The organism is Caulobacter sp. 17J65-9, assembly GCF_010975005.1.
In the GTDB taxonomy this organism is placed as follows: domain Bacteria; phylum Pseudomonadota; class Alphaproteobacteria; order Caulobacterales; family Caulobacteraceae; genus 17J80-11.
Window position 1 is genome coordinate 1 of the sequence record NZ_JAAIVC010000176.1, and the last position, 7602, is coordinate 7602.

At 73.3% G+C, this 7602-nt stretch carries 7 protein-coding genes and 1 pseudogene; 1 reads left to right on the top strand and 7 read right to left on the bottom strand.

The window, feature by feature from the left end; all coding sequences use genetic code 11:
- The 4 genes from G3573_RS18485 to G3573_RS18500 form a co-directional block, all read right to left on the bottom strand.
- Window positions 1-1617, bottom strand: a 1617-nt coding sequence (locus G3573_RS18485) for a hypothetical protein (RefSeq protein WP_205598360.1), incomplete at its 3' end; no start/stop codon positions are given.
- Window positions 1618-1667: 50 nt separating this feature from the next.
- A complete protein-coding gene (locus tag G3573_RS18490) occupies window positions 1668-3458 on the bottom strand; it encodes a PAS domain-containing protein (protein WP_163263160.1) in 1791 nt (596 codons plus the stop codon).
- A gap of 50 nt (window positions 3459-3508) precedes the next feature.
- On the bottom strand, window positions 3509-3886 hold the full coding sequence (locus G3573_RS18495) for a VOC family protein (RefSeq protein ID WP_163263161.1): 378 nt from the start codon (window positions 3884-3886) through the stop codon (window positions 3509-3511).
- Between the two features lie 89 nt (window positions 3887-3975).
- Entirely contained in the window at window positions 3976-4845 is an 870-nt protein-coding gene (locus G3573_RS18500) for a LysR substrate-binding domain-containing protein (RefSeq protein WP_163263162.1), read from the bottom strand.
- A gap of 144 nt (window positions 4846-4989) precedes the next feature.
- On the opposite strand from G3573_RS18500, the gene G3573_RS18505 reads away from it, so the two are divergent.
- Complete coding sequence (locus G3573_RS18505; RefSeq protein ID WP_163263163.1) at window positions 4990-6036, top strand: VOC family protein; 1047 nt, start codon at window positions 4990-4992, stop codon at window positions 6034-6036.
- 5 nt (window positions 6037-6041) lie between these two features.
- On the opposite strand, the gene recR is transcribed toward G3573_RS18505, so the two are convergent.
- The 3 genes and pseudogenes from recR to G3573_RS18520 all read right to left on the bottom strand — a co-directional run.
- Window positions 6042-6644 (bottom strand): recombination mediator RecR, encoded by a 603-nt coding sequence (gene recR, locus G3573_RS18510; protein ID WP_163263164.1) that lies wholly within the window; start codon window positions 6642-6644, stop codon window positions 6042-6044.
- Between the two features lie 12 nt (window positions 6645-6656).
- Window positions 6657-6986 carry a YbaB/EbfC family nucleoid-associated protein gene (locus G3573_RS18515; RefSeq protein WP_163263165.1) on the bottom strand — a complete coding sequence of 110 codons (330 nt, stop codon included), beginning with the start codon at window positions 6984-6986 and terminating at the stop codon, window positions 6657-6659.
- 64 nt (window positions 6987-7050) lie between these two features.
- A pseudogene (locus G3573_RS18520) lies at window positions 7051-7602 on the bottom strand (DNA polymerase III subunit gamma/tau); the annotation flags it as partial.

The window sequence follows — 7602 nt, forward strand, 5'->3', positions numbered from 1 at the left end:
GCCCCAGGCGGCGTGGGCGGCCGGCAGATCCGGGCCCAGCGCCACGGCCCGGGCGAAGGCGGCGTCGGCCCCCTTCGCGTCGCCGGCGCGGGCGGCGATCGCGCCGCGTTCGATCTGGCAGGCGTAGCAATCGACCGGCGTGGCGGCGATCAGCGCCTTCGCCTCGGCCGTCCGACCGGTTTCGGCCAGGGCGCGCGCCAGCATCGGAGCGATGACCACCTTCGGCTCGCCGCCGATGGCCGCGGTGGCCGGGGCGGCGGCCGGATGACCGGCCAGTGCGACGACCGCGGGCCAGTCCTCGACCGCGCGCGCCAGACGCAGGTCGGTGAGCAGGACCGTGGGCGCGACGTAGATCTCCTGGGCCATGGTCGACAGCCCCTGGGCGCGCAGCCGGCGCATGGCCGCGCCGTCGCGGTCGCTGGCGTGGGCGCCGCTCGCCCACAGCAGGGCGCTGCCGGCGCATCGGCGGCAGGCGATCACCGGCTGGTCGACGGTCGGATCGCCGGCGATCGTTCGCAGGCGCGCCGCGCCGGCGTAGTCGCCCAGTTCTTCGGCGACCGTGGCCTCGGCCGACTTGCGCGTGAGATGCGCCGCCCACGGCGCGAGATCGGCGGCGCGACGGCCCTTCAGCAGCGCCGCGGTCCGGCGCGCGCCCTCAAGCGCCGCCTGGTCGTGGCCGAGGACGCCCTGCCGGTCGTAGACGCCTTCCCACGCCGTCGGCAGTCCCGGATCCAGTTGGCGGGCCAGGTCGAACCGGGCCAGGGCGGCCCGGTTGTCGTGCTGCATGGACGCCAGCGACGCCTGCGCCCGGGCGCGCTGGGCGCGCGGGCCCGACACCGCCAGCCGGTCGAGGATGGCGGCCGCCTCGGCGGCGCGGCCGTGCTGGTTGGCCCAGGCGGCGTACCGCTCAGGCTGGGTCATGCCGTAGACCTGCTCGGCCGCCTTCAGGACCAGCGCGTCCAGCTCGGCCTCGGAGCCTTCCAGGCGGACGCCCGGCTGGCCACCGGCGCGCGCGGTCACCGCCACGCCGGTCGGGGTGCGGGTCACCTCGCCGGAGATGCGGACCTCCTCGCCCAGCCAGTCGCGCAGGAAGGCCTGGAGTTCGCCCAGCGACACGCCGGTGCTGGGAATTTCGACCCGCGCCCGCTCGCCCCAGCCGTTGTCGTAGTTGGCGGCGGCGCGCGTCGACAGGGTCTGATCCTGCAGGGCGGTCAGGCCGTCGACCAGCCGGCTGGCCACCGCCTGGCCGGTCAGGCCGCGCCCGGCCAGGTCGGCGGGCGTGGAGAACGGCTCGACGGTCAGCGAGCGCGAACCGGCGGCGTTCCAGGCCATGGCGGCCAGCACGCCGGCGGCGACCAGGCCGGCCAGGCCGGTCAGCAGCTTCAGGCCGAGGCCCGCGCGCTCGGAGGCCAACTGCCAGCGCAGGTGATGACGCTCGGCCCGGATCAGTTCGATCTGCTCGAGGATCAGCCGGCGCGCCGGGCTTTCCGGGGCCGGATCGTCCTGCACCATCTCGAGCGCGATCTCGATCGGGTCGGACGTGGTCGGATCGGGCTCCGGCTTCGGGGCCGGCTTGGGCGCGGATCGGCGGCGCGGCGCGCGAACGGTGTCGGTCATGGCTCCCCCCGAAGCTGACGGACCCTAATAAGCGGCGTCGGTCGGCGACGCTAGGCCGAGGCCGGCGCGACGGGGGGCGACGGCGCGCGGTCGGGCCCGAGCTCCGGCGAGGTCATGGTCAGGCGGAACCGCGCGCCCGGTTCGGCCTGCTCGGCGACCAGGTCGGCGCCGAGTTGCTGCGCCAGGGCGGTGATCACCTTCATGCCGAGACTCGTGTGCCGACGGTGAAGGTCGAAACCGGCCGGCAGGCCCGCCCCGTGATCACGGACCTCGACGGTGAGGCGACCGTCCCGCAGGGCGACGGCGACGTCCACGGGACCACCCTCGCCTTCGGGATAAGCGTGCTTGAAGGCGTTGGTGACCAGCTCGTTGATCATCAGCGCCAGCGGAATCGCCTGGTCGGTCGAGAGCTGCACGGGTTCGGCGGCACAGTTCAGCGTGTGCAGCGGGGCGGTGGTCGCGAGCCCCTCGCACAGTTCGAGCGCCATCGCCGCCAGGTCGACGGTCCGCGCGCTGGCGCTACGCCAGAGCAGGTCGTGCAGGCGGGCCACCGTCGTCACCCGCAGCGAGGCCTCGGTCAGCGCGATCCTGGGCTCCCCCTCCAGGTCGCGCGCCTGCATGGTCAGCAGGCCGGAGACGAGGGCGAGGCTGTTCTTGACCCGGTGGCTGATCTCGCGCCCCAGCAGAGCCTGGAGCTGTTCGGCCTCGACCCGCTCGGTGACGTCGGTGTTGGTCCCCAGCCAGCTGACGACCTTTCCGTCGGCGTCGCGCATCGGCTCGGCCTGGGCCAGGAACCACCGGTAACGGCCGTCGCGGCCGCGCAGCGGAAAGGTGTCCCTCCAGGACTCGCCGGCCTTGCAGGCGCGAACATAGCCCTCGACCACCCGCTCGAGATGGTCGGGATGATGCACCCGCCGCCACCCCTGGCCCTCCATGTCGGCGGGCGTGCCGCCGGTGTAGTCGTACCAGCGTTGATTGAACCAGTAGACCGAGCCCTGGGCGTCGGCCCGCCACGCCAGTTGCGGGATCGCGGCCGCCAGGGTCCGGAACAGTTCGACGCTCTCGCGCAGCTGCTCGGCGGCTTGCTTCTGATCGTCGATGTCGACGCAGGCGCCGATCCAGCGGTCGATACGCCCCTCCTCGTCGCGGATCGGCGTGCCGCGGACCAGGTGCCATCGGAACACCCCGTCCCGGCGGCGGACGCGGTACTCCACCTCGAAATTCGCGCCGGATTCGACAGCTCGCGCCCAACGCCGCGCCGCCTTGGGCCGATCCTCGTCATGGAGGGTGTCGAGCCAGCCGTCGCCGGACAGGGCTTCCACCGGCAGGCCGGTGAAGGCCTGGAAGCGCTCGTTGACGAAGATGTTTCCCCCGCCCGCGTCCGTCTCGAAGATCAAGGCCGGCAAGGTGTCGGCGAGGCCGCGGAACCGCGCTTCGGCCTCGCGCACGTCATGAATGTCCATGGCCGAGCCGACCCAGGCGACCACGGCGCCGTCCTGGTGGATCGGTGAGATCTTGGCGCGGTGCCATCGCCAGGCCCCGTCGGCCCGCCGCAGCCTCGCGACCAGTTCGTAAGTCCGGCGTTCGGCCAGCGCCCGCGTTCGGATCTCGATCGCGGCCGCGCGCTCGTCGGGATGGATGACGTCGATCCAGAGCGGCTTCTCGTCGTCGCCCTCACCGGTGTAGCGGCGCCAGGCGGCGTTGGCGCCGAACGGCTCCCCGTCGGGATCGCCGATCCACATCTTGACCGGCGCCCCCTCGATCAACGCCCGGAACAACGCGTCGCCGACGGCCTCGGCCGACGGGCCAGGTCGCTTCACGGGCTCGGAAGGCGCGCTCATGCCCTGCGAACCCCGTGATCTCGGACGGCGTTCCGCCGCCCGCAAGGCTGTCAGGCGCGGCGCTCGACCAGCATCAGCGCATTGCCGTCGGGGTCGTGGAAGGTCACGCACGACAGGCCCGGATGCACTTCGCGCACCGGGCCGACGCGCCGCGCGCCGAGCTTCACCAGGCGCGCCCGGGCGGCCTTCAGGTCGTCGGTCAGCAGGCTGAGCACCGGGTGGGGCGCGGGCGCGAATTGGAAGGCCGCGTCGTTGCTGTGGTCGTCCAGCGTGATCCACGGCCGCTGGTCGGGCTCGTTCAGCGTGTAGTAGCCGCGCTCGAGCTCGTCCGGCTTCAGCGGCCGGCCCAGCAGGGCGCCGTACCACTCGGCCGCGGCGCGCAGGTCGCGCACGTGGATGAAGACGCCGTCGACGACAGTGGAGATCATGGAACGGTTCTTACGCCGGCAGGCACTGGGACGGCGGCCCTGCTAGCGAGATTCCGCCCGCCGACAAAGCTGGGCCGAGCCGCCGCGGCTCAGGCCATGAGCGCGCGCAGCCGCTCGGCGAAGGCCTCGATCAGCCGCCGCTTGGGCGAGCCGCCGTTCCAGACGCACCAGTAGCCGTATTCGGCCGAGACCTCGCGCTCGAACAGGCGGACCAGCCGCCCGGCCGCCAGATCCGGCTCGGCCAGCCGCACGCGCGCCAACGCCACGCCGCAGCCGGCCGCGGCGGCGTCCAGCACCGCGCCGGCGTCGTCGACGGCCAGGCCCGTCGGCAGACGCGCCTCGTCGATCCCGAGCGGGTCCAGCCACAGCCGCCAGGCGCTCTCCGGGTGGCGGATCACCGGACAGTCCAGCAGGTCCTCGACCGAGCGCGGCGGCCGGCCGCCGCGGAAGTCCGGACTGGCCACGGGGACCAGACGCTCGTCGGCCAGAGCCAGGGCCTGCACCCCGGCCCAGCCGCCCGGACCGAAGCGGACGGCCACGTCCGCCTCGCCGCCCGCCAGGTCGGCAAGGGCGCTGGAGCAGCGCAGATCCAGCTCCAGCCCGGGAAGGGCGGCCTGCAGCTCGGCCAGGCGCGGGATCAGGATGCGGCTGGCCACCGACGGCATCAGCGACACGCGTAGCCGCTGGCGATCGTTCGCCGCCGGCGCGAAGGCGTCGCCCAACAGGTTGAGGCTGAGCCGCACCCGGGCGGCCAGGCTGCGCCCGTCGGCGGTCAGGGCGACGCCGCGTCCCCGGCGCTCGAACAGGGTCTGGCCGAGCCGGGCCTCCAGCTTGCGGATGGCGTGGCTGATCGCGCCGTGGGTCAGGTTCAGCTCGTCGGCCGCCTTGGCGAAGCTCTGATGGCGGGCGGCCGCCTCGAAGGCGGCGACGGATTGCAGCGAGGGCGGGCGGACCGGCATGGCGCGAGCCTAGCAGCGAAGGCCGCCGCCGCGACGAAGACTCGTCGAAACAGGTGAATTTGGCTCACGCGACCTACGAGCAACCGTCGGGACCGCTCAGGCGCCGGCGCGGTTAGGAAGGCTGCAGCGCTACGGAGCCGCCCCATGCAGATCACCGCTTACGATCACGTCGGCCTTCGGGTCGTGGACCGGGCCCGGTCCCAGGCCTTCTACGAGAGCCTGGGTTTCGTGCTGGACGCGCCGCACTCGAACGAGCGCGCCCTGGAGCTGGTCGCGCCCGGCGGGGTGCGGATCAACCTGATCCTCAACGGCGAGACCCCGCCGGACGGGCGCAACGTGCTGATGGACGTCGACGCCCGCTGGCCCGGCTACACCCACGCCGCCTTCGTGGTCGACCGGCTGGATACGCTTCTGGCCTGGGCGGCGGCGCGGGGCGTGGCGATCACCGAGGGCCCGGTCGACTGGGGCCGGCGGCGGACCTGCTTCCTGCGCGACCCGGACGGAAACGTGCTGGAGTTCAACGAGCTGACGCCCGAGCCGACGGCTCACACCCTGGTGATCGGCAACAAGAACTACTCGTCCTGGTCGATGCGGGCCTGGATGCTGCTGAAGTTCGCCGGCGTGCCGTTCGAGGAGGCGGGCGTGCTGCTCTATCGGCCCGGATCGCGCGAAGCGGTCCAGCGCCGGGGCGGCGAGACGGGCCTGGTGCCGGTGCTGCTGGCGGGCGAGCACGCGATCTGGGACACCCTGGCCATCTTCGAATACGTCGCCGAACTCAATCCGGCCGTCTGGCCGCGTGATCCGCTGGCCCGCGCCCGAGCGCGCAGCTGGTGCGGCGAGGTGCACGCCGGCTTCAACCAACTGCGCGCGGCCATGCCGTGCAACGTGCGCGGCCGCAATCGTCGAGCCGAGATCACCCCCGAGGTCGAGGCCGAGATCGCCCGCGCGGCCCACATCTGGTCGCAGGCCGGCGGGCCGGACGGGCCGTGGCTGTTCGGGGCGTTCAGCGGCGCCGACGTGATGTTCGCGCCGGTGGCGGCGCGCTTCGTCACCTACGGCGTGAAGCTGGAGGGCCGCGCCCGCGAGTACCATCAGGCGCTGATCGCCCACCCGCTCTACCGGGAATGGGCCGCGCTGGGCGAGCTGGAAGCCGACGTCATCGCCTGTGCGGAGTCGCCCGAGGCGGTCTGACGCCGTCAGGCCGGCCGGCGGGCGCGGAGCGCCTGGGCGATGGTGCCGTCGTCCAGCCAGTCGAGCTCGCCGCCGACCGGGACGCCGCGGGCCAGAGTCGTGACCGCCACCTGCAGCGGGGCCAGGCGCTCGGCGACGTAGTGGGCCGTGGTCTGCCCGTCGACGGTGGCCGGCAGGGCCAGCACCACTTCCGCCACGCCCTCGGCCCGCACGCGCTCGACAAGCGGGCCGATGCGCAGGGCCTCGGGGCCGATCCCGTCCAGAGCCGAGAGCAGGCCGCCCAGCACGTGGTAGCGGCCGCGGAAGGCGCCGACCCGCTCCATCGCCCAAAGGGAACCCGCCTCCTCGACCACGCAGATCAGGGTGCGGTCGCGCTCGGGGTCCGAGCAGATGGCGCAGGGGTCGCGGGTGTCGGGCGCGCCGCAGACCGAGCAGGGGCGAACCCGCTCGGCCGCCACGGTCATGGCCTCCGCCAGCGGCACCAGCAGCTGGTCGCGCTTCTTCAGCAGGGCCAGCGCGGCCCGGCGCGCCGAACGCGGGCCCATGCCCGGCAGCTTGGACAGCAGCCCGATCAGGCGTTCGATTTCAGGTCCGGCGGAAGCGGCCATTCACCCTCAGAACTAGAACTTCAGGCCCGGCATGCCCGGCATGCCGCCGGCGAAGGGGCCGGCCGCTTCGCGCATCAGCTCGGCCTGGGCGGCGTCGAGCTTCTTCTTGGCGTCGGCGTGGGCGGCGACGATCAGGTCGGACAGGATCTCGCCCTCGCCCGGGGCCAGCAGGCTCTCGTCGATGTTGAGGCCCTTCAGCTCGCCGGTGCCCTGCAGGGTGACGGTGACCATGCCGCCGCCCGAGGTGCCCTGGGCGGTGGTGTCCTGCATCTTCGCCTGCGCGGCCTGCAGCTTCTCCTGCATGGCCTGGGCCTGCTTCATCAGGGAGGAGAGGTCTTTCACGCGAAACTCCTGAGCATCCGTACGACCGGCGTTCTACGGTTCAGCGCCGGCGAAGCAAGATTGATCAATCGTCGTCTTCGTCGTCGGTCGTCCCGGCCGACGGCGCCGGGGTCGGCGTCATCACCATGCGGCGCAGGCCGACGATCTCGGTCCCCGGGAAGGCGGCCATCACGCCGCGCACGAACGGGTCCTGCACCAGCCGTTCGCGCTCCTCGGCCTTCTCGCGCTTCTCGCGCTCGAGCAGGCTCTCCGCGCCGCCGCCGCCCTGGGCCGCGATCAGCCAGGGCCGGCCGGTCCATTCGCGCAGGCGCGAAGCCAGCTTGCGGGTCAGGTCCTCGGGACAGCCGGGGGCGGGTTCGAACTCGATCGCGCCGGGCTTGAACGACACCAGGCGGACGTACTGCTCGACCTCGAGCTTGAGGCGGATGTCGCGCTTGTCGCCCAGCAGGGCCACGACCTGGTCGAAGCTGGTGATCTGGGGCAGGGCCTGCGGCTGGGCCGCGGCCTTCACCTGCATCTGCGCGCGGGCGCCGCCGCCGCCGCCCGACGGGGCGGGCGCGCCGGGACCGCCGCCGGTCAGCGGCTGGCCGGACTGCAGACGCTTCAGCGCCTCTTC